Genomic DNA, 21,501 nt, shown 5'->3' on the forward strand with positions numbered 1-21,501 from the left:
TCGCTTCCGCACCGCTGACGACTGCCGTCCGCAAGTCGATGGAACACGGCGGGCCACTCGTTCGTCCCTCTGATAGCGCGGTAGGACCAGCGACGGAGGTGGCGAGAGATGGCCGGTTTCCGGAGTCTCGCGAGACAGGTGCGCGATCCCGGGTGCGACACGGCGCTGCGCAGGTATTCGCTGCGCAAGTGCCTGGAGCGGTTCGCGCCGTACGGACACAGGGCGACCTGGGACCATCTGTGCCGCCGGCACAGGTTCGGCCCCGAGGACCGGGAGCTCGACCCGGGGCGGCTGGTGGCCGCGCTCGACGAGCTGGAGGAGGCGCGGGCCGTGTGGCTCGCGTACGAGGAGCGGTTCGCCGCCCGGCGGCGGCGCGAGAAGCACGACGGGCTGCGCGGGCTCGGGGCGCTCGACGTCTGGCACCGGCGGGTCTGGGGCGGCAACGGCGTGGTGCGGTGCGGTGATCCGGCGGTGCACCCGTCGGACCCGCTGCCGGAGGTGCTGCACCGGCTGATCGCCGCCTTGGAGGACGGCCCGGGCGAGCGCTGCCCGGTCTGCGCGGGGCCGCGGATCGAGTGGCGGGCGGGGTCGGGGGACACGTACGAGCCGTGGCTCGGTCCGGTGTGCGGGGACTGCGGCGTCGGCGTCCCGCACGCGGTGCTCACTTCCAGTGCGCTGGCCCGCGCCCGTGGGGAGCTGCGGCGGCCGCTGGCTCCGGCGGCGTGAGGCCGGGCGGGGTCGGCCGGCCTGGGGCGCCTCCCGCGCTTCAGGTGTGCCTCAACGGGTCACGGGGGGCCGGGGAGGCCGCCTGGGAGGCCGCCGGGGTGCCGAGGTCGCCGGAGTCGATGGCCGAGGCCGCTGCCCTGGCGGTGGCGGCCGGCGCTCGGGACGTGTCCGTGCACCCGAGGACGCCCTGTGGTGCGGAGTCCCTCTCGCCGCGGGTGCTCGCCCCGGTCCTGACAGCGGTCCGGGCGGCCGTCGCCGTACCGGTGGGGGTGTCGGCGAGCGCGCCCGCCGAGCCCGACCCCGGGCGGCGGGTGGAGCGGGTGCGGTCCTGGGCCGTCCTGCCGGAACCGCCCGACTACGCCTCGGTCGACTGGCACGAGCCGGGCGCGGAGGACGTGGCGGCGGCGCTCCTGGAGCACGGCGTCGGCGTGGAGGCCGGGGTGCGGTCGGGCACGGCCGGGCCGGCGCGGTTCGCACGCTCGCCCCTGGCGTCCCGCGTGCTGCGGGTCCGCGCGGAGGTCGCGGACGCGGACGCGGCGACGGCCCGGGCCACGGCCCTGGCCCTGCTCGGGAGCCTCGATGTCCCGGCCGGGGTGCCGGTCCTGCTGCACGGCGTGGACGGTGGTACGTGGCCGGTGCTGCGGCTCGCCCGCCGCCTCGGGCTCGGCACCCGGATCGGTCTGGTCGACACCCTTCTCCTGCCGGACGGCACCCGGGCACGGTCCTACGCCGAACTGGTCGCCGCGGCCCTGGCGTAACCCTCGTACGGCTCCGTACCGCTCGGCCCGCTCGGCCCGCTCGGCCTGCTCGTAACCCTCGGTCCTCCGTACCCCTCGGCCCTCGGCCCCCTCGGTCCTGTCAGTCCTCGTCGGCGGGTCGGCGGACCGGCATCAGGCGGGAGCCCGCCATCCGCTCGCCGAAGGCGTCGTCGGGGTTGGAGAGGACGCAGTTCTCCAGGGACAGGCAGCCGCAGCCGATGCAGTCCGTCAGGTGGTCGCGCAGCCGGCCCAGCTGCTTGATGCGCTCGTCGAGTTCCGTGCGCCAGGCCGCCGAGAGCTGTGCCCAGTCCTCGTTCGTGGGCGTGCGCTCCTCGGGGAGCCGGGCGAGCGCGTCGCGGATCGTGGCGAGGGGGATGCCGACGCGCTGCGCGGCCCGGACGAAGGCGACCCGGCGCAGGGTGTCGCGGCCGTAGCGGCGTTGGTTGCCCGTGGTGCGGCGGCTGCTGATCAGCCCCTTCGCCTCGTAGAAGTGCAGGGCGGAGACGGCGGCACCGCTACGGGCGGAGAGCTGGCCGACGCTGAGCTCGTGGATCTTCTCTGGAATCTGCGGCACTCCGCGAAGCCTACTGGTCCGTCAGGGACGGCCGTTGACAGCGGCCCCCGGACCCCACATGCTGAGCAAGCGCTTAGATACCGCGCGGTATGTCGTGTCGGTACGTCGTACGAGAAGGGACGAGGAACATGGCCGAGCCGAGGATCTTCACCTCCGCCGAGGAGCTGCGCGCGGGGGTCGGAGAGCAGTTGGGGTACAGCGACTGGCTGGAGATCGACCAGAAGCGCATCGACCTCTTCGCCGAGGCCACGGGTGACCACCAGTGGATCCACGTCGACCCGGAGCGCGCCGCCGACGGCCCCTTCGGCACGACGATCGCGCACGGCTATCTGACGCTGTCGCTGCTGCCGCTGTTCGTCCCGCAGGTCCTGCGGGTCGAGGGCATGAAGATGGGCCTCAACTACGGCACCGAGAAGGTGCGGTTCCCCGCCCCCGTACCGGTCGGCTCACGGCTGCGCGCCACCGCCGTCCTGACGAAGGTCGAGGAGGCGGGCGGCGGTGTGCAGGTGACGGCGGCGGTGACCGTGGAGCGCGAGGGCGCCGACAAGCCGGTCTGCTTCGCCGAGTCGGTCTCCCGCTACTACTTCTGACCCGCGTCCGGCCTGGATCGGACCTCGTCCGCACCCAGGGCCGACCCAGGTCCGCCCCAGGGCGGCCGATCTACGCCCGGCCTACGCCCGACCTACTCCCGGGCCCCGACCATTCGCAGTACGAGGGCGGCGTAGAGCGCGCCGACCTCGTCGGGCGTCCGGCGGCCCTGGGTGTTGAACCAGCGCGAGACGTCGATGCAGAGGGACAGCACGGCGACCGTGGTGCCGGGCACGTCCGGCACCACGAACTCGCCCGCCGCGACGCCCTCGTCGATGATGCGGCGCACGGCCGCGTCGGACTGCCGGCGCAGCTCCACGATCTCGGCGCGGTGCTCGGGGCCGAGGGCGTCCAGCTCGTACTGGACGACCCGCGCGGTCGTGTGGCGCTCGGCGTGCCAGCGGACGAAGGAGTGCACGGCGTCGGCGAGCCGCTCGGCGGCCGTGCCGTCGCCGTCGGCCGCGGCCCGGAGGATCTCCAGGGCCTTGTCGTGGCCGATGCGGCTGATCCGGTGGAGCAGCTCTTCCTTGGTCTTGTAGTGGATGTAGAGCGCGGCCGGACTCATGCCGGCGCGGCCCGCGATGTCCCGGGTGGTGGTGGCGTGATAGCCGCGCTCGGCGAACGCCTCGACGGCGGCCACCAGCAGTCGCCGGGCCGCCTCGGGCGTGACCTCGCCCCAGGGCATGTCCTCGCCCCCGGGCGTCTCCTCCGCCGCGCTCATCCCACACTCCTTCTCGGACCCCGTCAGGACCAACACCATACAACGAGGGTGAGCAAGCGCTTAGAGAGCGGCGGTGCGGAGTGGTTCGGAGTGATCCGGGAACGTACGGGCCTCAGAGCTTCTGGAAGGGGTCGTGCTCGGCGAGGAGCTTCTCCAGGCGGGCCTGGTCGACCCGGCTGACGATCTGGCCGGCCTCCTGGCGGTCACGGACGACCTTGGCGAGCGTGAAGGCCGAGGTCGTGAGGTAGAGGACCGCGACGGCGAGGAAGGCCCGCACCCAGGCGCTGGCCTCCAACTGGAAGATCCCGATGGCCACGGCCGCGAGGGCGATCCCGAAGGAGAGGACGGCCTGCATGTAGTAGGCGGCGGTGTTCTGCTGCTTGACCGGTGTGTCGCTCATACACCACAGCATCGGACGGATGTGGCAGGCGCCACATCCGTCCGCGTACTCAGCGGGGGGCCGCGAGGTACTCAGTCGCCGGTCCGGCCCTCAGAAGGCCGAGACGCCGGTCAGCGCCCGCCCGATGATGAGCTTCTGGATCTGGCTGGTGCCCTCGTACAGGGTCATGACGCGCGCGTCACGCAGCAGCTTGCCGACCGGGTACTCGTCGATGTAGCCGTAACCGCCGAAGACCTGGAGGGCGTTGTTCGCCGCGCGGACGGCGGCCTCGGAGGCGTACAGCTTCGCCTTGGAGGCGGCCGTGGCGAACTCCTGACCCCGGTCGATCAGGTCGGCGACGCGCCACGTGAGGAGCCGGGCGGCGTCCACGTCCACGGCGATGTCGGTGATCAGCTCCTGCACGAGCTGGTACGAGGCGATGGGCTTGCCGAACTGCTCGCGTTCCCCGGCGTAGCGCACGGCGGCGTCGAGCGCGGCCTGGGCGATGCCGACGCAGCCGGCCGCGACCGACATACGGCCCTTGGCGAGCGCGGACATGGCGACGGTGAAGCCCTTGCCCTCGGGGCCGAGCAGGGCGGCGACCGGGACGCGGACGTCCTCCAGGACCAGTTCGGCGGTGGCCTGGCCGCGGAGGCCGAGCTTGCCGTGGACGGGGCGGCGGGTGAGGCCGGGGGTGTCGGTGGGGACGAGGAAGGCGGAGACGCCCTTGTGGCCCGGGGTGTCGTTGGTGCGGGCGAAGAGCAGGACGACATCGGCCCAGGTGCCGTTGGTGATGAACATCTTGGTGCCGTTCACGACGTAGTCGTCGCCGTCGCGGACCGCGCGGGTGGTCAGGTTTCCGGCGTCGGAGCCGGTGCCCGGCTCGGTGAGGCCGAAGCAGCCGAGCGCCTCGCCGGCGGCGAGCCGGGGCAGCCACGCATGCTTCTGCTCCTCGGTGCCCCAGGCGGCGAGGGTCTTGGCGACGAGCCCGAGGGAGACGGAGACGATGCCGCGCACGGAGGAGTCGCCGCGGCCGAGCTCCTCGGTGACGAGGCAGTACGCGAGGTGGTCGCCGCCCGAACCGCCGTACTCCTCCGGGACGGTGAGCCCGAGGAAACCGACGGCGCCGAGCTTCTTCACGATCGCCCGGTCCACCTCCTCGGCGCGGTCCCACGCGACGGCGTGCGGGGTGACCTCGCGTGCGACGAAGTCCTCGGCGAGCCGCCGTACGGCCTCCTGCTCCTCGCTCAGTTCCAGATTCATGCGGTGCCACCCCACTCGGCGTTTAATTACCACTGCTAGTTTTTGCTGTGCGGCCTACTATGTGCGCCATGGCCCGACCGCGCAAGCCCCTGCTCAGCCGAGACCTCATCGTCGGGACGGCGGGTGCGCTCGTGGACGCGGAGGGGCTCGCCGCCCTCTCCACGCGGCGGCTCGCGGCGGAGCTCGGGGTGAGCGGCCCCTCGCTCTACAACCACTTCCGCACGAAGGACGAGATCCTCGATGCCGTCGCGGACGCGGTGAGCGCGAAGATCGACCTGTCGATGTTCGAGGAGAGCGACGGCCGCGACTGGCGCACGGCGCTGCACGACTGGGCGGTCTCCTACCGCGCGGCCCTCGCCGACCACCCGCACATCGTCCCCGTCCTCGCCCAGGGCCCCGGCCGGCGCCCGGCGGGCCTGCGCGTCGCCGACGCGGTCTTCGGCGCGATGGTCCGGGCGGGCTGGCCCCCGGCCCAGGCCACCTCCATCGGCGCGCTGATGCGGTACTTCGTCACCGGCTCGGCCCTCGGCTCCTTCGCCCGCGGCTTCGTCGACGACGAGACGGCCTACGACCCCGCCGACTACCCCCACCTCGGCCAGGCCCACCTGCTGGCCGAGCACCGCCAGAAGGTCGACGAGCGCGCCTTCGAGACGGGGCTGCGCGCCCTGCTCGACGGACTGCTGATCCAGTACGAGTCCCCGGTGCGGCCCGAGCGGCACGAACCCCTGATGCGGCCCGGGCGGACAGGGGACGGTGCGCGGGCGGACGACGGCCCGCGGGCAGAGGACGGTGCGCGGGAGGGCGACGGTTCGGCGACCGCCGAACGGTGAGTGCGGGAGCCTGGTGCCATGGCAGCCAGTGATCTCGCCGCGCTCGCGGCACTCTTCGCGGACGAGAGCCGCGCCGCGTTCCTGCTCGCCCTGCTCGACGGACGGGCCTGGACCGCCGGGGAGCTCGCCCGCCACGCGGGCGTGGCACCGTCCACCGCCAGCGAGCACCTCGGAAAGCTCGTCGCGGGTGGGGTGCTCACGGAGGAGCGGCAGGGCAGGCACCGGTACGTCCGCCTGGCCGACCCCGGGATCGCCCACCTCGTCGAGGACCTGGCCGCCCGGTCGGAGCCCCGGATCGCGGCGGCGCCGCGCTCACTGGGGGCCGCGAACGCCGGGCGGGCGATGGCCCGGGGGCGGACCTGCTACGACCATCTCGCCGGGCGCCTCGGGATCGCGATCACCGAGGCGATGACCGTGCGCGGACTGCTGCGCCAGGACACCGGGTTCGCGCTCACGGACCGGGGCGTGGCGTGGTTCGAGGAGCGGGGAATCCCCCTCGTACGCGGAGGGCGGCGGCCCGTCGCGCGCGGCTGTCTCGACTGGACCGAGCGCAGGCCGCACCTCGCGGGGATCGCGGGCGCCGCGCTCTGCCGCCACGCCCTGGACACCGGGTGGTGCGTACGGATCGGGTCCGAGCGGGCCGTGAAGGTGACGCCGGAGGGCGAGTCCGCGCTGCACGAGACGCTGGGCATCGCGCCCGCGACCCTGCGCTGAGCGCGCCCCTGAGCCGAGCCTCGCTCAGCGCCGAAGCGGCCGACTGCGACCCGAGCACCGCCCCGCGCCGCGGCGGGCCGCTGAGGACCGCCTCGCGATATTGCGGTGACCGCCGAACCGTCCGCGCCCTACGGTCGAGCCATGCAGACCCGAACCTCTCGCCTCGCGCTCGCCGCCGCCGGTGTCACCGTCGTCCTGTGGGCCTCCGCCTTCGTCTCCATCCGCAGCGCCGGGGCCGCCTACTCCCCCGGCGCACTCGCCCTCGGCCGGCTCCTCGCCGGGGCCCTGGTACTCGGCTGCGTCCTCCTGATCCGGCGGGAGGGGCTGCCTCCCCAGGCGGCCTGGCGCGGGATCCTGGTCTCGGGACTGCTCTGGTTCGGCGTCTACATGGTGGTCCTCAACTGGGGCGAGCAGGAGGTCGACGCGGGGACGGCGGCGATGGTGGTGAACATCGGGCCGATCCTGATCGCGCTGCTCGGCGCCAGGTTCCTCAAGGAGTCGCTGCCGCCCCGGCTCGTCGCGGGCATGGCCGTCTCCTTCGCGGGCGCGGTGGCCGTGGGCCTCTCCATGTCGGGCGACTCCGGCTCCGGCGCGCACGCCTCGGTGCTCGGGGTGGTGCTCTGTCTGGTCGCGGCGGCGGCGTACGCGGGCGGGGTCGTGGCGCAGAAGCCGGCGCTCGCGCACGGCAGCGCGCTCCAGGTGACGACCTTCGGCTGCCTGGTGGGCGCGGTGGCCTGTCTGCCGTTCGCCGGACAGCTGATCGAGGAGGCGGGCCGGGCGCCGCTGTCCGCGACCCTGAACATGCTCTACCTGGGGGTGTTCCCGACCGCGCTCGCCTTCACGACCTGGGCGTACGCCCTGGCCCGTACGACCGCGGGCCGGATGGGCGCGACGACCTATGCCGTACCCGCGCTCGTCGTCCTCCTCGCCTGGCTCGTCCTCGGCGAACTGCCGGGACCGCTCACGCTCGCCGGGGGCGCGCTCTGCCTGGCGGGCGTGGCCGTGTCGCGCTCGCGTCCGCGGACGCCCGCCGCGGCCGGAACGGCCGAATCCACCTGACAGGCCATGCCCATGGTTCCGGTCACTTCGCGGGCGGGTTCCGCTCCGCACCCGCCCGCGACCTGGAAGGGCGATGCCCGTCAAGCTCCGTTTCCGGCCTGAGGCGCCGGACGGGACGTTTCGCCGCCGTCCGGCCGGATAGTTTCGAGTCGGTCACAGACGCGGGCCGAAACATCACGTTCCGGCACCTTCTCGCAAGCCCACGGGGGAGCTCATGGCGATTCAGCAGAGGGCCGAACGGACGAGACAGGAGATCCTGTCGGCGGCCGCGCGGGTCTTCGACGGACTCGGCTACGAACGCGCGTCGCTCGCCAGGATCGCGGGCGTGGCCCGGGTGACCACCGGCGCCCTCGTCTTCCACTTCACGACCAAGGCGGACCTGGCGACCGCCGTGCGGGGGCGGGCCCGGGCGGTCACCCGGACGACGGTCGAGTCGGCCTGTCTGTCCACGGAGGGCGTGGGCGGCACCGCGATCGACAAGCTGGTGCTCACGACGCACGCGCTGATCCGGCTCTTCGAGACCGACCACGTGGCGCGGGCGGGCGAGCGGCTGGCCCGCGAGCTGGACGCCGCGGGCCCCGTACCGTCCCCGGACTGCCCCTGGCGGCGCGAGGTCGCCCGGCTCGCCCGGTACGCCGCCGCCGAGGAGGCGTTACGCCCCGAAGTGGACGCGACGGCGGTGGCGGCCCTGATCGGTTACGTGATCACCGGTGTGGAGCTGGAGATGCGCTCGCCGGGCGCGACGGCCGACGACGAGACGTGGCCGCCGACCGGGACCGGCGCCATCCTCGGCCCGGCCGAGGAACGCCTGCGCCGTATCTGGGAGTTGATCCTGCCGGGCCTGGTGCACCCGGCCGCCCGGCAGCCCCGGAGCGTACAGGCGGCCGTCAGGACGATCGCCACGACGACGTTCCCGGCGCCGTTCCCGTCTGCCGCTTCCGCCCCTGCCGCGCCCTCGGCCCAGAAGCCCGACAGCGCGCCCGCGGTGCCGTAGCCAGACCCCGCCCCCTGATCCGGCCCGATCGACAAGACACCCCCTAGGGGCACCAGCCGTCACACCGTCAGTTCCCGCGCCCCGAGCGCAGCAGCTGGCGGGCGAAGGTCGTCAGCGAGCGGCCGATGCGCTCGGTCGACAGGCCCAGTTCGTGCCGCTGGAACTGGAAGAGCTCCGGCGCCAGCGGGCTGAGCGCGATGTCGATCATCGGGTCCGGGTCCTCGACGCCGTGATCGACGAGCAGCGTGCGGACGTGCACGCGCCAGAATCCGTACGCACCCGTCCTGAAGCGCGCCGGCCCGGTCTCCGCCCCCAGCGCCAGCGGCAGATGACGTTCCAGCAGGTCGAGCATGGCGAGGTAGAACGCCGCGAGGCGCTCCCCCGCGGGTGCGCCGGGACCGAGCGGCGGCGGTCCGTAGATCAGCTGACCCTGGAGCCGGCGCTCGTGCTCGTCGAGGAGCGCGACAGCCACGGAGGGCGGGTCGGGGAAGCTCCGGTAGAGCGTGGCGCGGCCCACGCCGGCCGCCTTTGCGATCCGGTCCATGGTGACCGACCGCGGGTCCTGCTCGGCGAAGAGCTGCTCGGCCGCGGCCAGGATCTGGGCGCGGTTCCGCTCCGCGTCCGCGCGTCTGCGCGGCGCGACCGGCTGTTCGTCCGCCGCCTGCAGATCGCCGAGGAGCCCGTCGACCCGGTGCACGGAGGAGGCTCCACGACCTCGCTGCTCGTCGTCGCTCATGGACCAGACCTTACTTCCCCGGAGACTAAGTGGACACCTTGTCCGCTTGGCCTGTCGCGTGGCATGCTAAACGGACTCAGTGTCCACTTACCCGCTCGCCATCCCGCCCCAGGGAGATCCAGATGCACACCGCGCTCCTCGCCGCGGCCCTGCTGGTCGGCTGCCTCCTGGCCGTCCAGGCCTCGGTGAACCTCCAGCTCAACTCCGCCGTCGGCACCCCGTACGGCGCTTCGACCATCCAGCTCGGTGTCGCGACCGGGCTCCTCACCGTGCTCGCGGTGGCGGCCGGAGCGCTCGGCGCGCTCGGCAAGCTGCCGGACGTGGAGCCCTGGCAGCTGCTCGGCGGGCTGGCCAGCCCGCTCTACATCACGAGCGGCATCCTGCTCTTCCCGCGACTCGGCGCCCTCGCCGCCGTCGGGCTCTTCGTCACCGGCCAGATGTTCGCCTCGCTCGCCCTCGACCTCTTCGGCCTCCTGGGCCTCGAGCAGCAGGACCTCAACGCCGGGATCGTCATCGGCGCCCTCGCCGTGCTCGCGGGCATCGCCGTGATCATCCGGGGCATGAAGGCGGCGGCGCCCCCCGGCGCCCCCAAGATGTCGAGCGCCGGGCGCACCGGCTGGCTCGCCCTCGGTGTCCTCGCCGGAGCCGTCCTGCCGGTGCAGGGCGCGGTCAACGCCCAGCTCCGCGCCCAGCTGAAGGAGCCCATCACCGTCGCCGTGATCAGCTTCGCCGTCGCGACCTTCACGATCGCCGTCGTCCTGCTCGTGCTCTACGCGACCCGGCGCACGCCGAAGCCGAAGATCGCCCCGCTGAAGAAGATGCCCTGGTGGGGCTGGCTCGGTGGCGCGTGCGCCGCCGCCTACGTCACCGGCACCTTCCTGCTCATGCCCACCATCGGCGCGGCGGTCACCATCGCGCTCACCGTGACGGGGCAGCAGCTCACCTCGGCACTGATCGACCACAAGGGCCTGTTCAAGCTGCCGCAGCGGTCCCTGACGAAGGCGCGCGCCCTGGGTCTCGTCCTGCTGATCGCCGGCTCCCTGACCATCCAGCTCGTCTGACCGACTCCCACCGCTTCCCTGCCTCCCCGCCTCTCCGACCGAGGGACGTGCCATGAAAGCCTCGTACACCGCCGGGCCGGACATCCACGTCCTCCCCTCGGCGCTGCCCATACCCGACCTCGGCGACCAGCCGGTCAACGCCTTCCTCGTACGGTCCGGCCAGCCGCTCCTCGTGGACACCGGCATGCCGATCGACCGGGAGGGCTTCCTGGACTCCCTCTGGTCACTGATCGACCCGGCGGATCTGCGCTGGATCGTCGTCACCCACGACGACCGCGACCACACCGGCGCCCTGGCGCGCGTCCTGGAGGCCGCGCCGCGCGCGAAGGTGCTGACCAACGCGATAGCGCTGACACGAATATCGGAAGAATTCGCCATTCCGCAGGACCGGGTGGTGACGGCGAACCCGGGAAGCCGTGTGAAGGTCGGCGACCGGGAGCTGAGTTTTCATCGGCCGCCCACCTTCGATTCACCCGGGACGCTCGCGGTGTTCGACCATTCCGACGGTACTCTCTACAGCTCCGACAGCTTCGGAACCGTGGTCGAGGAAATAACCCAGGACTTCGCCGATCTCAGCGAGGCGGAATTCTTCCACGGCTTCGACGTACTGAACCGGGCCATCGCCCCGTGGACCGCGCTGGTCGACGAGGAGAAGTTCCTCCGGCCCGTACGCGAACTGGCCGCACTGCGTCCCGCACGACTGCTCAGCGCCCACGGGCCGACCGTCCGCGAGGACGCCGTACCGCGCCTCTTCGAGGCGATGGCCCGCATCCCCTCCCTGCCCGCCTGGCTCCCCGGCGCCGACCTCGACCTCGAGGCGGCGCTCGACGCCCACGCCTCCCCCGTCGGCTGAGCCCCGCCGGCCGCTTCCCGAACCGAGGAGAACCATGTCCGACCCGACCCGCCCCGACCCGAACACCGTCGACCTGACCCCGCCGCGCGGAATCGTCACCGTCTTCTCCGACATCTGGTGCTCCTTCGCGCACATCGCCATCCACCGGCTGCACACCACCCGGGCCCGGCTGGGCCTGTCGGAGCAGGTCTCCTTCGACCTGCGCGCCTTCCCGCTGGAACTGCTCAACGACGCCCCGAGCCCGCGCCCCGGCACGGACAGCGAGGTCGCCCGGATGGCCAGCCTGGAGCCGGCTGCGGGCTGGCAGCTGTGGCAGGCCAAGGACTGGCTCTACCCGTCGACGACACTGCCCGCCCTGGAGGCGGTCCTCGCCGCGAAGGAGCAGAGCCTGCACGCCTCGGAGCAGCTCGACCTCGGGCTGCGCCGGGCCTTCTGGGCCGAGTCGCGCACCATCAGCCACCGCAAGGTGATCCTCGACGTGGCCAGGGACACCGGCGCGGTCGACGTCGACGCCCTCGCCGAGGCGCTGGACGACGGCCGGGCGCGCCGGTCGCTCTCGGACCACGCCGCCGTGTCCCGTACAGACCGGGTGAACTGCAGCCCGCACCTGTTCCTGTCCGACGGGTCCGACCACGCCAACCCGGGCATCGACGTGGGCTGGGAGGGCGGCTACGGCATCGGCTGGCCGGTGATCCACTCGGACGACCCGAAGGTGTACGAGGACATCCTCCTGCGGGCTGCCACCGAATAGCAGCCACTGAATAGTTGAATTCACAGCCAAGCGCGGCCTAATTCTCGGAACGACGGTCAGGCATTCCCTATCGCGGAACGCCCGGCCGTCGTTTCTTTTTTCATCGGGAGAACATCGCGGTGATTATTAATTGCGTGACCCGGCCATTATTCGCAAGGCCGCTCGAAGCTCCTAAAGTCGTTCCCGCGGCCGGAATTCCGGAAGCAGATCCGTATCGACAGCGGGAGTTCTTCATGTCGTTGACCGACAAGGCAGACGTCAGCACCTTCGTCGACCTCACCCAGCACGAGATCGAAGCGCTGAAGACCCGGTTCAACCTTGCCGACGCCCACACCCACCAGCGTCAGTCCGCCTCCCAGGAGGCGATCGTGCGGCGGCTGCCCGACCTGTGGCACGAGTCCGAGTCGAAGCAGCAGGCCCACTTCGAGCGCCAGTTCATCGACGCCTTCTTCCGTCTGCACCAGCAGCCCACCGCCCGGGCGATGGACCGCACACTCCTGTCGTACTCCGCCAGCGTCTCGACCATGGTCGCCGGCATGTTCCTCAAGCAGCGCGGCAAGTCGGTGCAGCTCGTGGAGCCCTGCTTCGACAACCTCGTCGACCTGCTGCGCAACATGCAGGTGCCGATCTCCCCGCTCGCGGAGTCCGCACTGCACGACAAGGACGCCATCTACGACCGGCTCGTCGAGCAGGTCGACGCGGACGCCCTCTATCTCGTCGACCCGAACAACCCCACCGGCTTCACGCTGCTCGCCGAGAAGCTGGAGGGCTTCCGCGAGGTCGTCCGCTACTGCGTGGACCACGACAAGGTCCTGGTCATGGACTTCTGCTTCGCCTCCTTCGCGCTCTGCGACGAGGGCGTCGGCCGGGTCGACATCTACAAGCTCCTGGAGGAGTCCGGCGTCACGTACATGGTCATGGAGGACACCGGGAAGACCTGGCCGATCCAGGACGCCAAGTGCGCCATGATCACCGCCAGCCGGGACATCCAGGAGGAGGTCTACAACCTCCACACCAGCGTCCTCCTGAACGTCTCGCCCTTCGTCCTCAACATGGTCACGCAGTACGTCGAGGACTCCATCGCCGACGGCTTCGCCTCGGTGCGGGACATCATCACGACCAACGGCGAGGCCGCCCGCGCGGCGCTCAGCGGCACCGTCCTGGAGTTCCAGGAGCCGGTCGTCGGCACCAGCGTCGCCTGGTTCCGGATCACCGCCGAGCACCTGACCGCCACCCAGCTGCAGGCCGTCCTCTTCGACGAGGAGGTGTACGTCCTGCCGGGCACCTTCTTCTACTGGAACACCCGGGAGAAGGGCGAGCGCTTCATCCGCCTGGCCCTGGCCCGCGAGCCCGAGGTGTTCGCCGGCGCCATGGAGCGGATGCGGAAGGTGCTCGAGCGCTATGCGGCCTGACGAGACCTCGGTGATCTCCACCGACACGGTGTTCATCGACGCCACGCTCTTCATGGGCATGCACAGCGAGGACGACGCCGTCCGCGTCGCCGCGAAGGCCTTCTTCGCCGGCCGCCTCGCCGCCGGAACCGCCGGCCGGGTCGTCATGAGCTGGGAGCAGGTCGGCCGCTGCGACGACCTCGTGTGGGCGTACGAGCGCGGGGTCCAGGACGACTACTACCCCTTCATGGACGTCCTCCACACGGACCTCGCCATCGACCGGATCGCCTACGACGAGGCGGACGTCCGCCGGGCCTTCGGCACCCCCGGGCTCGACGGCCTGCCCACGCACGAGCGCCTGCTGCTCGCGCAGGTCATCGGCCGAGGGGGCACGCTGCACACCGCGAGCCCCCGGCTGCTCGGGGCCGCCGGGCCCACCGCCGGACTCCCCGTCGTACCGATCACCGGGGCCGGCGCGCCCGCCCCGGCCGGGGATCCGTTGTTCCCTCCGTACCTGGAGGACCTCTACCGGCGCTCGCTGGTCCTGACGGTCGCCTCCGCAGAACTCTGACACGCGCTCGGACCTCTGACACGCGCTCAGACCTCTGACACTCGCTCGAACCTCTGACACATCCTCCGAAGGGCACCCCACTCATGCCTGGCACCTACTCCGGGACGATCGTCCCGCTGATCACCCCCCTCGACGAGAACGGCATCGTCGACGAGCAGAGCGTCGCCCGCCTCATCGGCCACATCCGCACCGAGGTCACCGGTCTCATGCCGGCCCTGACCTCCGGCGAGGGCTGGAAGCTCGACGCCCGCCAGTGGCAGGACGTCGTCACGTACACCGTCAAGCACGCCGACGGCCTGCCCGTGCTGGCCGGGATCCAGCTCCCGGACACCGACTCGGTGATCGACCGGGCCCGCACGGCCGCCGCGCTCGGCGCCGACGCCGTCGTCGTCACCACGCCGTTCGGCGCCGACGTGACGCAGGACCGGATCGTCGACCACTACCGGGCCATCCGCGCCGCCCTCGACATCCCGATCTTCCTCTACAACGAGGAGGCCCTGTCGGGTAACCGGATCGAGTTCGACACCCTGCTGCGGATCTGCGAGATCCCCGGGATCGTCGGCATCAAGGAGTCCAGCGGGGACGCCGCGTTCACGCGGCGGATGGCCGAGGCGAAGACCGGGATCCCGGTCTTCGAGGGCTGGGAGAACCTCCTCGTCGACGCCCGCGGCATCGACGGCTTCATCGGCCCGCTGGCCAACATCGAACCGGCGCTGTGCAACGCGATGCTCGTCGACCCGACCCCCGAACGCCAGGCGGAGATCAACACCGTCTGCGAGCGGTACGGAGTCTTCCTCGACGACTGGTACCGCTGGGTGAAGAAGGAACTGCACCAGCGGGGCGTGATCAGCTCGCCCACCACGGCCGAGGAGGTCAAGGCGGCATGAGCGCCTCGCCCTCCCCCTCCCCTTCCGTCTCCACCGGCGCTCCGGTCGTCGCGCACTCCGTCACGGCCCCCGCCGCGACCGCCCAGCGCGATCTGCACGCCCTCTACCGGCGGGTTCCCAGCCTCGGCGACTACGGATCGATGACCGCGATCGAGGAGCGGTGGATCCTGCCGGCGGCCCGCGGCTACGAGGCCGCGGCGCCCCGGTTCGCGAACACCGGCGAACTGCTCGGGACGCTCAAGGAGTTCCTCGCCGAGGAGGAGGCCGCCCTCCCGGAGAGCGCGACCTTCCTCGCCGAGCACGCGACACTGGAACAGTTCAAGGCCGTGGTGGAGCAGTTCGCTCTCGACGGGCTCACCGAGTCCGAGTCGCTGCTCCCGGTCGTGCCCCGGCTCCCGTACCGCTCGGGCATGGCGGTCTTCCGGGTCCTCATCGACGAACTCGGCTGCGGCAACGAGGAGAAGGCCCACTCCCAGCTCTACCGGGACCTGCTCACCGAGCTCGGCATGAGCACCCGGCTCGACGACTACCTCGACCGGACGAGCCCCGAGTGCTACGCCTACGTCAACATGTTCCACTGGCTGGCGAGCCGGGCGCCCTCGCCCCAGTACTTCCTGGGGGCGTACGCCTACTTCGAGACCAGCGTGCTGTACGGCTTCCAGAGCTTCGCCCGGGCGGCCCGGCGGCTGGGCATCGTCCACGACGCCTACTACACCGAACACCTCTACATCGACACGTACCACAGCAGTCATATGCGGACGGCGATCCGGGCGCTCGACGAACCGGACCTCGCGAAGATCTGGGCGGGCGTGCGGGTGGCCTCCGAGATCGTCGGCGCGGCCACCGAGGCGGCGGTCGCGCGGGCACGGGAGACCGTCGGATGACGGCCGTGCCCGCCGGGCGCCGGCGCGTGGCCGACGAGCCCGTCGTCCGGCAGGTGACCGAGGATCTGGTGCTGGTCGAGGTCGGCGGCCGCAAGGTGCTCGCCGCCGCGGTCTGCCCCCACCGCGGGGGCCGGCTCAAGTACGGCAGGGTCGACGGGGACAGGCTGCGCATCACCTGCCCCCTGCACCACACGACCTTCGATCTGACGAGCGGCGAGCGGATCTCGGGCACCGCGTGCTCCGCGCTCCGGGTCGTCGACGTGCTGCCCGGGCAGGACTCCGGCCAGGACTCCGGGGGCGCCCCGTGACCACCACACCGACCGGGGCGGCGTCCTTCGTGACGCCGCCCCGTGCGGCGGTCGTGCACGACGGCATCGCGCCCGTGCCCGAGGCCGAACGCACCTCGACCCCGGCCGACTTCGGCTGGATCTGGCCGTCGGCGCAGTTCTCCTTCGGGACCGTCGTGCTCGGCGCGCTGCCCGTGGTCTTCGGCCTCGGCTGGTGGGCCTCGGCGAGCGCGATCACGGTGGGCGTCGCCGTCGGTTCGCTGCTGCTCGCGCCCCTCGCCCGCTTCGGCGTCCGGACCGGCGCCAACGACCCCCTGGCGAGCGGGGCGCACTTCGGGGTGCGCGGCAGGATCGTCGGCAACGTCATCACGGTGGTGACGGCGCTCGGCTTCTTCGCCATCGCCGTGTGGACGGGCGGCACCGCCGTCATGGTCGCGGGTCACCGGCTGCTGTCCACCCCGACGGGCCCCGGCGCGCTGACGGTCGCGATGGCCGTGACGGCGGCGGCGGTCGCGCTCGTCGCGGTACGCGGCCACGAGACGCTCGTCCGTACGTACCGGGTGACGGCGGTCACCGGCGGGGCCGTCCTGCTCGGCACCGTGCTCGTCCTGGCCCCCCGCTTCGACCCCGGCTACGCCGGTCACGCCGGCGGGACGCTCGCGCTCGGCAGCGTGCTGCACACCTGGCTGCTCGCGGCCACCGCCTCCGCGACCATGCCCCTGTCGTACGCGACGTTCCAGGGCGACTACACCCGCTTCATGCCCGCGGGCACGCCCACCGGGCGGGTCGTGCGGGCCAGCGGGATCTCCATGTTCCTCAGCAGTCTCGCGGCGCTGCTCACCGGCGCGTACGTGACGACCCTCTTCCCCGTCCCCGACGAGCCGTGGCTCCAGGGCCTGACGGACGCGGTGCCCGGCTGGTTCGCGGTGGCGGTCGTCGTCTTCGGCTTCGCGGGCACCCTGCCGCAGGCCGGGCTGTGCCTGTACGCGGCCGGGCTCTCCGCCAACTCGGTGTTCTGGCGCGCCTCGCGGGCCGGTGTCACGGCGGCCGTCGCCCTGCTCGCCGCGGCCGCGCTCTACCTCGGGGCGGTGGTGTACGACGCGATGGACGCGATGTCGGCGTTCGTGACGCTGCTGCTCACGGTCGTCGCCCCATGGGCGGCGGTGCTCTCCGTCGGGTACGGGCTCCACCGCGGCCGGTACGACGGGGAGGCGCTGCGCACCTTCACCACCGGCGGGGGCGGCCGCTACTGGTACACGCGCGGGGTCAATCCGCGGGCCGCCGCGGCCTTCGCCGTCGGCTCGGCCGTCGGGATCCTGTGGGTCAACAACCCCCTGTACACCGGTCCGTTGACGGGTCTGACGGGCGGGGTCGACCTGAGTCTGCCGGCCTCCTTCGCGGTCGCCGCCGCGCTGTACCGGGCCCTGTGTCGGGTGTGGCCGGAGCCCCTGCTGCCGCCCTTCCCCGCGCCGGGAGGAGACAGCGCCCCGATCAGAGGAGACACATGACGACGACCACGTTCCGGCTCACCGTCCGGTCGGCCGTCCGGGAGGCCGAGGGCGTCCTCGGACTGCTGCTCGCCGATCCCGCGGGCGCCGCGCTTCCCCCGTGGGAGCCCGGCGCGCATCTGGAGGTGACGCTGCCGTCCGGGGCGGTCCGGCACTACTCGCTCTGCGGCGACCCGGCGGACCGGAGCACGTACCGCCTCGGGATCCTGCGCGAACCCGCGGGCCGGGGCGGCTCCGAGGAGCTCCACACCTCCGTCGGCGAGGGCACGGTCCTCGGGGTCCGGGGCCCGTTCAACCGCTTCCCGCTCGTCCCCGCGGAGCGCCATCTGTTCATCGCGGGCGGCATCGGCATCACCCCACTGCTGCCGATGGTCCGCTCGCTGCCGCCGGGGTCGTGGTCCCTGCTGTACGGGGGCCGGAGCCTCGCGGCGATGGCGTACCGGAACGAGCTCGCCGAGCTCCCCGGCGTCACGCTCGTCCCGCAGGACACGGCGGGGCTGCCCGACCTGGACGCCGCCCTCACCGGTCTGCCCGCCTCGACGGCCGTCTACTGCTGCGGTCCGGAAGGACTTCTCAGGGCCGTGGAGGAACGGTGGCCGGGGGCGCTGCACACGGAGCGGTTCGGCGCGCCGCCGCCCGCGGTCGTCCCGGACTCCCCGGACACCGGGGGCTTCGACGTCGAGTTGCGCCGGAGCGGGCGGACCGTGCGGGTCGAGCCCGGCCGGTCGCTGCTCGACGCCGTGCGCGAGGTACTGCCGGGCGTCGCGTACTCCTGCGAGGAGGGCTGGTGTGGCACGTGCGAGACGAAGGTCCTCGCGGGCACGCCCGAACACCACGACGCGGTCCTGGGCGAGGAGGAGCGGGCCTCGGGGACGACGATGATGATCTGCGTGGGCCGCTCGCGCGGCCCGCGCCTCACCCTGGATCTGTGACGGGAGCGGCCCGCACCACCGTCGCCGGACGGTGCGGGCCCGTGCGTCAGGGGAAGATCACCAGGGCCCGGCCGCCCTTGCCCGCGAGCATGTTGTCGAAGGCCGCCGGGATGCCGTCCAGGGTGATCCGCTCGGTGACGAGGGCGCCGAGGTCGAACCGGCCGGCCCTGATGTGCTCGGCGAGGACGGGCAGGTCGACGGCCGGGTTCGAGTTGCCGTAGACGCAGCCGGACAGGGTGCGGCCCCAGTGGAAGAGCTCCAGGGCGTGGAAGGTGACCTGCTGGTCCTTGCCGCCGATGCCGACGACCGTGGTGCGGCCGCCGCGCCGGGTGGATTCCCAGGCGGTACGGATGGTGACGGCGCGGCCCACGCACTCGACGGCCACGTCGACGCCGTGGCCGCCCGTCAGCTTCCGGATGTCCTTCGCCGTCGTCTCGGAGGCGACGACGTACTCGGTGGCACCGGCCGCCCTCGCCAGGGCCTCCTTCTCGGGCGAGACGTCGACCGCGACGATCGTGGACGCGCCCGCGATCCGCGCGGCCTGGAGCGTGGCGAGGCCGACGCCGCCGACGCCGAACACCGCGACGGTCTCGCCCTCCCTGACCCGTGCGGAGTGGTGGACGGCGCCCCAGCCGGTGAGGACGGCGCAGCCGAGCAGGGCGGCGTCGGTGAGCGGTACGCCGTCGGGGGCGGGCAGGACGCAGTTCGCGGCGACGACCGTCTCCTCCGCGAAGGCTGCGACGTTGAGACCCGGGTGGAGCTCGGTGCCGTCCTCGGTGCGGGCGTGGATGTTCGCGGTGCCGCTGAGTGCGTTCACGCAGAGCCAGACCTCGCCGAGCGAGCAGGGGTGACAGCTGCCGCAGGACGGCGCCCAGTTGAGGACGACGCCGTCGCCGGGGGCGATGTGCGTGACGCCTTCGCCGACGGAGACGACGGTGCCGGCGCCCTCGTGGCCGAGGACGGCCGGGACCGGCACGCGCATCGTGCCGTTGGACAGGGACAGGTCGGAGTGGCAGACCCCGGCCGCGGCGAGCAGGACCCTGACCTGGCCGGGCCCGGGCTCGGGGAGTTCGATGCCGGTGATCTCCAGGGGAGAGCCGACGGCGGGCAGGACGGCTGCGCGGATCACGCTCGTTGCTCCTTCTGCGCTCGGATCTGGCGGGACGGCGGGACGTGACCGGTCAGAACTGGAGGGACTTCGTCTGGAGGTACTCGGCGAGGCCGTGCGCGCCGAGCTCCCGGCCGACGCCGGACTGCTTCCAGCCGCCGAAGGGGGCCAGCGGGTTGAACCGGCCGCCGTTGATGTCGACCTGGCCGGTCTCCATGCGGCGCGCGAAGGCGACGGCCGCCTCGGGCTCGCCCCAGACGGCTCCGGCGAGGCCGTACTCGGTGCCGTTGGCGATGGCCAGCGCGTCGGCCTCGTCCTCGTACCGGATGATCGAGACGACCGGGCCGAAGATCTCCTCGCGGGCGATGGTCATGTCCGGGGTGACGTCGGCGAAGACAGTCGGGGAGACGTAGTAGCCGGTCTCGCGCGGGGCCTCGGGGCCGCCGGCGACGAGCCGGGCGCCCTCCTCGACGCCCTTCTCGATGTAGCCGCGGACGCGGTCCCGCTGCTTGGCGTTGACGAGGGGGCCGACGCGCTCGCCGGGGACGTACTTGGCGACGGCCTCGGCGGCGAGCGCCACCGCCTCCTCGTACCGCTCGGCGGGGACGAGCATCCGGGTCCAGGCGCTGCACGTCTGGCCGGAGTTGGACATGACGTTGGCGATGCCGACGGCGACGGCCTTGGGGAGGTCGGCGCTCGGCAGGATGACGTTGGCGGACTTGCCGCCCAGTTCGAGGGCGACCCGCTTGACGGCGCCGCCCGCGAGGGCGCCGATGCGGCGGCCGACGGCGGTGGAGCCGGTGAAGGAGACGAGGTCCACGTCCGGGTGTTCGGCGAGGGCCTGTCCGGCGACCTGGCCGAGGCCGGTGACCAGGTTGAAGACACCGGCCGGCAGGCCCGACTCATGGACGGCCTCGGCGAAGAGCTGGGCGGTGAGCGGGGTGTCCTCGGCGGGCTTGAGGACGGTCGTGCAGCCGGCGGCGAGCGCGGGGGCGACCTTGGCGACGATCTGGTGGAGCGGGTAGTTCCAGGGGGTGATCGCGGCGACGACACCGACCGGCTCGGCGTAGACGGTGGAGTTGCCGACCTTCTCCTCGAAGGGGTGGGAGGCGGCCAGCTCGGCGTACGAGCCGGCGACGGCGACCGGCAGGCCCGCGTGGACGGCGGCGGCGAGCTGCGGCGGGGCGCCCAGCTCGGCGGTGACGGTGGCGGCGATCTCCTCCGCGCGGGCGGCGAGCACGTCGCGCAGGGCGGCGACGCGGGCGGCGCGCTCGGCAGGCGGGGTGGCCGCCCAGCCGGGGAGCGCGGCGCGGGCGGCGCGTACGGCGGCGTCGACGTCCTCGGCGGTGCCCGCCGGGACGTGGGCGATGACCTGCTCGTCCGCCGGGTTGATCACGGGGATGGTCTCCGCCGAGGAGGCGGGGCGCCACTCCCCGCCGATGTACATCGCGTCGTGGGCCTTCATCCGCTGTCTCCTCACATTGCCGACTCGCGTCACCGACCGGATGTCGCCGACCGGCGGTACTGACTGGACGTTCCCGACCGGGCGTTCTCGACCGGGCGTTCTCGACCGGGCGTTCTCGACCGGACATCGCCGACCGGACGTTACCGACCGGTTCGCCGTCCGGACCCAAACTAGCGCTGTTAGTTTTCCGGCGCCAGGGCCCCCGGGAGTGCCCCCGGTCTCAGTACCGAACCGATCGTGCCGCCGCGCGCCGGCCCTGTCCACGGACGCCCCGCACAGCCGTACGCCCCCGGAACTGACGGAAGCCCCCTTGCACCGGCGCCCCGCCCCCGGACCTCGGGTAATTCCCCAGTAACGGCCCGCTCGTAGGGCGTGTTTCGAAAGTAGCGTCGTCTGCCCGAAGGGCAGGCCGGGCGGCGTCTGGTGCGTGCGATCGCAAGGCGGAGGGTCGTCCCGATACT

At 72.6% G+C, this 21,501-nt stretch carries 24 protein-coding genes; 17 read left to right on the forward strand and 7 right to left on the reverse strand.

All coding sequences use genetic code 11. From position 1 onward, the window contains the following. The first annotated feature begins 108 nt into the window (after nt 1-108). Nucleotides 109-726 (forward strand): hypothetical protein, encoded by a 618-nt coding sequence (locus ACWFR1_RS24995; RefSeq protein ID WP_453554712.1) that lies wholly within the window; start codon nt 109-111, stop codon nt 724-726. A gap of 119 nt (nt 727-845) precedes the next feature. Next, a complete protein-coding gene (locus ACWFR1_RS25000; RefSeq protein ID WP_453554714.1) occupies nt 846-1,484 on the forward strand; it encodes a 3-keto-5-aminohexanoate cleavage protein in 639 nt (212 codons plus the stop codon). A 100-nt stretch (nt 1,485-1,584) separates the two neighbouring features. On the opposite strand, the gene soxR is transcribed toward ACWFR1_RS25000, so the two are convergent. Further along, nucleotides 1,585-2,058, reverse strand: a complete 474-nt coding sequence (soxR, locus tag ACWFR1_RS25005; RefSeq protein ID WP_453554716.1) for a redox-sensitive transcriptional activator SoxR — start codon at nt 2,056-2,058, stop codon at nt 1,585-1,587. A gap of 128 nt (nt 2,059-2,186) precedes the next feature. Between soxR and ACWFR1_RS25010 the strand changes: the two genes are divergently transcribed. Continuing rightward, a complete protein-coding gene (locus ACWFR1_RS25010) occupies nt 2,187-2,648 on the forward strand; it encodes a MaoC family dehydratase (RefSeq protein ID WP_453554718.1) in 462 nt (153 codons plus the stop codon). A 92-nt stretch (nt 2,649-2,740) separates the two neighbouring features. Here ACWFR1_RS25010 and ACWFR1_RS25015 read toward each other — a convergent pair whose 3' ends face one another. From ACWFR1_RS25015 to ACWFR1_RS25025, 3 genes are all read right to left on the reverse strand, one after another. Further along, the gene (locus ACWFR1_RS25015; RefSeq protein WP_453554720.1) at nt 2,741-3,367 is read right to left on the reverse strand and encodes a TetR/AcrR family transcriptional regulator; all 627 of its coding nucleotides are present in this window, start codon (nt 3,365-3,367) and stop codon (nt 2,741-2,743) included. A gap of 112 nt (nt 3,368-3,479) precedes the next feature. Next, complete coding sequence (locus tag ACWFR1_RS25020; RefSeq protein ID WP_024758619.1) at nt 3,480-3,767, reverse strand: YiaA/YiaB family inner membrane protein; 288 nt, start codon at nt 3,765-3,767, stop codon at nt 3,480-3,482. 90 nt (nt 3,768-3,857) lie between these two features. After that, a complete protein-coding gene (locus ACWFR1_RS25025) occupies nt 3,858-5,009 on the reverse strand; it encodes an acyl-CoA dehydrogenase family protein (RefSeq protein ID WP_453554722.1) in 1,152 nt (383 codons plus the stop codon). A gap of 68 nt (nt 5,010-5,077) precedes the next feature. Between ACWFR1_RS25025 and ACWFR1_RS25030 the strand changes: the two genes are divergently transcribed. The 4 genes from ACWFR1_RS25030 to ACWFR1_RS25045 all read left to right on the forward strand — a co-directional run bounded on the left by ACWFR1_RS25030 (nt 5,078) and on the right by ACWFR1_RS25045 (nt 8,606). Continuing rightward, nucleotides 5,078-5,839 carry a TetR/AcrR family transcriptional regulator gene (locus ACWFR1_RS25030; RefSeq protein ID WP_453554724.1) on the forward strand — a complete coding sequence of 254 codons (762 nt, stop codon included), beginning with the start codon at nt 5,078-5,080 and terminating at the stop codon, nt 5,837-5,839. An 18-nt stretch (nt 5,840-5,857) separates the two neighbouring features. Next, a complete protein-coding gene (locus tag ACWFR1_RS25035) occupies nt 5,858-6,553 on the forward strand; it encodes an ArsR/SmtB family transcription factor (protein ID WP_453554726.1) in 696 nt (231 codons plus the stop codon). Between the two features lie 141 nt (nt 6,554-6,694). After that, complete coding sequence (locus ACWFR1_RS25040) at nt 6,695-7,612, forward strand: DMT family transporter (RefSeq protein ID WP_453554728.1); 918 nt, start codon at nt 6,695-6,697, stop codon at nt 7,610-7,612. A gap of 214 nt (nt 7,613-7,826) precedes the next feature. Further along, nucleotides 7,827-8,606, forward strand: a complete 780-nt coding sequence (locus ACWFR1_RS25045) for a TetR family transcriptional regulator (RefSeq protein ID WP_453554730.1) — start codon at nt 7,827-7,829, stop codon at nt 8,604-8,606. Between the two features lie 67 nt (nt 8,607-8,673). Here ACWFR1_RS25045 and ACWFR1_RS25050 read toward each other — a convergent pair whose 3' ends face one another. After that, nucleotides 8,674-9,342 (reverse strand): TetR/AcrR family transcriptional regulator, encoded by a 669-nt coding sequence (locus tag ACWFR1_RS25050; RefSeq protein ID WP_453554732.1) that lies wholly within the window; start codon nt 9,340-9,342, stop codon nt 8,674-8,676. Nucleotides 9,343-9,464: 122 nt separating this feature from the next. On the opposite strand from ACWFR1_RS25050, the gene ACWFR1_RS25055 reads away from it, so the two are divergent. The 10 genes from ACWFR1_RS25055 (at nt 9,465) to ACWFR1_RS25100 (ending at nt 18,467) form a co-directional block, all read left to right on the forward strand. Further along, nucleotides 9,465-10,403 carry a DMT family transporter gene (locus ACWFR1_RS25055; RefSeq protein ID WP_453554734.1) on the forward strand — a complete coding sequence of 313 codons (939 nt, stop codon included), beginning with the start codon at nt 9,465-9,467 and terminating at the stop codon, nt 10,401-10,403. A 52-nt stretch (nt 10,404-10,455) separates the two neighbouring features. Beyond that, nucleotides 10,456-11,256, forward strand: coding sequence for an MBL fold metallo-hydrolase (locus ACWFR1_RS25060; RefSeq protein WP_453554736.1), 801 nt, complete (start codon nt 10,456-10,458; stop codon nt 11,254-11,256). A 34-nt stretch (nt 11,257-11,290) separates the two neighbouring features. Continuing rightward, complete coding sequence (locus ACWFR1_RS25065) at nt 11,291-12,007, forward strand: DsbA family oxidoreductase (protein WP_453554738.1); 717 nt, start codon at nt 11,291-11,293, stop codon at nt 12,005-12,007. Between the two features lie 233 nt (nt 12,008-12,240). Continuing rightward, nucleotides 12,241-13,419, forward strand: a complete 1,179-nt coding sequence (locus tag ACWFR1_RS25070; protein ID WP_453554740.1) for an aminotransferase class I/II-fold pyridoxal phosphate-dependent enzyme — start codon at nt 12,241-12,243, stop codon at nt 13,417-13,419. Further along, nucleotides 13,409-13,969: a DUF6190 family protein gene (locus ACWFR1_RS25075; protein ID WP_453554742.1), complete on the forward strand. Its 561-nt coding sequence runs from the start codon at nt 13,409-13,411 to the stop codon at nt 13,967-13,969. Before ACWFR1_RS25070 ends, ACWFR1_RS25075 begins: the two co-directional genes overlap by 11 nt. Before the next feature lie 83 nt (nt 13,970-14,052). Next, nucleotides 14,053-14,856, forward strand: coding sequence for a dihydrodipicolinate synthase family protein (locus ACWFR1_RS25080; protein WP_453554744.1), 804 nt, complete (start codon nt 14,053-14,055; stop codon nt 14,854-14,856). Further along, nucleotides 14,853-15,740: an iron-containing redox enzyme family protein gene (locus ACWFR1_RS25085; protein ID WP_453554746.1), complete on the forward strand. Its 888-nt coding sequence runs from the start codon at nt 14,853-14,855 to the stop codon at nt 15,738-15,740. Before ACWFR1_RS25080 ends, ACWFR1_RS25085 begins: the two co-directional genes overlap by 4 nt. Continuing rightward, entirely contained in the window at nt 15,737-16,048 is a 312-nt protein-coding gene (locus ACWFR1_RS25090; RefSeq protein WP_453554748.1) for a Rieske (2Fe-2S) protein, read from the forward strand. The genes ACWFR1_RS25085 and ACWFR1_RS25090 overlap by 4 nt, the downstream gene beginning before the upstream one ends. Beyond that, nucleotides 16,045-17,535 (forward strand): purine-cytosine permease family protein, encoded by a 1,491-nt coding sequence (locus ACWFR1_RS25095; protein ID WP_453554750.1) that lies wholly within the window; start codon nt 16,045-16,047, stop codon nt 17,533-17,535. The genes ACWFR1_RS25090 and ACWFR1_RS25095 overlap by 4 nt, the downstream gene beginning before the upstream one ends. Next, a complete protein-coding gene (locus ACWFR1_RS25100) occupies nt 17,532-18,467 on the forward strand; it encodes a PDR/VanB family oxidoreductase (RefSeq protein WP_453554752.1) in 936 nt (311 codons plus the stop codon). The genes ACWFR1_RS25095 and ACWFR1_RS25100 overlap by 4 nt, the downstream gene beginning before the upstream one ends. Before the next feature lie 46 nt (nt 18,468-18,513). Here ACWFR1_RS25100 and ACWFR1_RS25105 read toward each other — a convergent pair whose 3' ends face one another. Continuing rightward, nucleotides 18,514-19,596, reverse strand: coding sequence for a Zn-dependent alcohol dehydrogenase (locus ACWFR1_RS25105; protein WP_453554754.1), 1,083 nt, complete (start codon nt 19,594-19,596; stop codon nt 18,514-18,516). A gap of 52 nt (nt 19,597-19,648) precedes the next feature. Further along, nucleotides 19,649-21,040, reverse strand: a complete 1,392-nt coding sequence (locus tag ACWFR1_RS25110) for an aldehyde dehydrogenase family protein (RefSeq protein ID WP_453554756.1) — start codon at nt 21,038-21,040, stop codon at nt 19,649-19,651. Between the last annotated feature and the right edge of the window lie 461 nt (nt 21,041-21,501).

This window comes from Streptomyces sp. NPDC055103, from assembly GCF_053607625.1.